The 1,393-nt window shown below is 63.3% G+C and carries 2 protein-coding genes; both read left to right on the top strand.

The features are described from left to right. Positions 1 to 4 precede the first annotated feature (4 nt). Positions 5 to 580 (top strand): acetolactate synthase small subunit, encoded by a 576-nt coding sequence (gene ilvN / locus EOA38_RS36650; protein ID WP_126093159.1) that lies wholly within the window; start codon positions 5 to 7, stop codon positions 578 to 580. A 121-nt stretch (positions 581 to 701) separates the two neighbouring features. Beyond that, positions 702 to 1,298: a LysE family translocator gene (locus EOA38_RS36645; protein ID WP_126093160.1), complete on the top strand. Its 597-nt coding sequence runs from the start codon at positions 702 to 704 to the stop codon at positions 1,296 to 1,298. Positions 1,299 to 1,393: the final 95 nt, after the last annotated feature.

The raw sequence follows: 1,393 nt of genomic DNA, 5'->3' as shown, positions 1-1,393 counted from the left end.
CGTCATGAACGCACAGCACCTTCAACCGACCGGTTCCGCCTATTTCATTGCCAAGGAAACCGAGAAGCCGGAAACGCACACGCTTTCCGTGCTGGTCGACAACGAGCCGGGCGTGCTTGCCCGCGTCATCGGCCTGTTCTCCGGGCGCGGCTACAACATCGAAAGCCTGACCGTCTCCGAGACCGAGCACGAGAAGCATCTGTCGCGCATCACCATCGTGACGCGCGGCACGCCGCATGTGATGGAGCAGATCAAGAACCAGCTCGAACGCATCGTGCCGGTGCATCGCGTGGTCGACCTTACCGTTCGTTCGCATGAGCTCGGGCAGGAGCGGCCGCTGGAGCGCGAACTCGCGCTCGTCAAGGTCGCCGGTACCGGCGACGCCCGCGTCGAGGCGCTGCGACTGGCCGACGCCTTCCGCGCCAGCGTTATCGACGCCAACACCGAGCATTTCATCTTCGAGATCACCGGCAAGGGTTCGAAGCTCGATCAGTTCATCGCCATCATGAAACCGCTCGGCCTGGTCGAGATCTGCCGCACCGGCGTGGCGGCAATGAATCGCGGCCCGCAGGGCATGTGAGCGCGGCGGGCAATCGCTCGGACTGCCTCAGTCGTCTCTTTGGCCCGGCAAGTCGTCCGTCCGTGGCTTTTGCGCATCCCCCAAAAAAGGACAATAAGGCTGACATATCTGGGAGGATACCATGTCGTTCGACGCATTCCTTGCCCTGTTGGTCTACGCCTTGGTGACTTCGATCACACCGGGACCGAACAACCTGATGCTGCTGGCCTCTGGCGTCAATTTCGGCATCGCCAGGACGGTTCCGCACATGTTGGGCATCAGCATCGGCTTTCTGATCCTGCTGCTGGCCGTCGGCTTCGGGCTCGGCGCGGTGCTGACGGCGTTTCCGGCGCTGCACACGGCGCTGAAAGTCGCAGGCGCAGCCTACCTGCTCTATCTCGCCTGGAAGATCGCCATGTCGCGCTCGATGAGCGACGGAAAAGGGACGGAGGCGCGGCCGATGCGCTTCATCGACGCCGCCGCGTTCCAGTGGGTCAACCCCAAGGCGTGGGTGATGGCGATCACCGCCATGGCCGTCTACACCAATCCGGACCATCCGTTCGTCTCGGTGGCGTTGATCTCGATTGCCTTCACCATCGTCAACCTGCCCAGCGTCTCCGTGTGGGCCGGATTCGGCACGGCGCTGCGCGGCTTCCTGTCGGATCCCGTGCGGCTGAGATGGTTCAACATAGCCATGGGGCTGCTGCTGGCGGCGACGCTCTGGCCGATGCTCCGCTAGATGTATCGATATTCAGATGAGGCCGGCCTGCGAATGGCGGCTTTCTGCGCTCCCGGCCTTCGCCGGCCGAAGCACTCATGAGTGGCGGCGTGTGT

The sequence above is a fragment of the Mesorhizobium sp. M1E.F.Ca.ET.041.01.1.1 genome, assembly GCF_003997355.1.
Taxonomy (GTDB): domain Bacteria; phylum Pseudomonadota; class Alphaproteobacteria; order Rhizobiales; family Rhizobiaceae; genus Mesorhizobium.
Note: the sequence above shows the minus strand (reverse complement) of the source record. Positions and strands in the feature narration are given on the sequence as shown.

Coding starts and splice junctions, on each gene's coding strand:
- ilvN (WP_126093159.1), top strand. CDS start 5: ATGAACGCACAGCACCTTCAACCGACCGGTTCCGCCTATTTCATTGCC.
- EOA38_RS36645 (WP_126093160.1), top strand. CDS start 702: ATGTCGTTCGACGCATTCCTTGCCCTGTTGGTCTACGCCTTGGTGACT.